This window comes from Halalkalibacterium ligniniphilum, from assembly GCF_000334155.1.
Lineage (GTDB): Bacteria > Bacillota > Bacilli > Bacillales > Bacillaceae_D > Halalkalibacterium > Halalkalibacterium ligniniphilum.
The window spans coordinates 1-225 of record NZ_ANNK01000179.1 but is presented as its reverse complement, the minus strand read 5'-3'; the positions used below and the strand labels follow the sequence as shown (position 1 = coordinate 225).

The window sequence follows — 225 nt, the reverse complement described above, 5'->3', positions numbered from 1 at the left end:
ACCTTCAAAGTAACTAATAATTTTTTTATGTTAAGAATTTATATCGCTGTCATGTTATGGGCCTGTAGCTCAGCTGGTTAGAGCGCACGCCTGATAAGCGTGAGGTCGGTGGTTCAAGTCCACTCAGGCCCACCATAACGCACTTTTAAAAAGAAAACGGGGCCTTAGCTCAGCTGGGAGAGCGCCTGCCTTGCACGCAGGAGGTCAGCGGTTCGATCCCGCTAG

1 tRNA gene is annotated in these 225 nt (G+C 49.3%); it reads left to right on the top strand.

Going from position 1 to position 225, the window contains the following annotated elements:
• The first annotated feature begins 58 nt into the window (after positions 1–58).
• Positions 59–135 (top strand) — tRNA-Ile (locus BLT_RS0121020).
• The last annotated feature ends 90 nt before the right edge of the window (positions 136–225 follow it).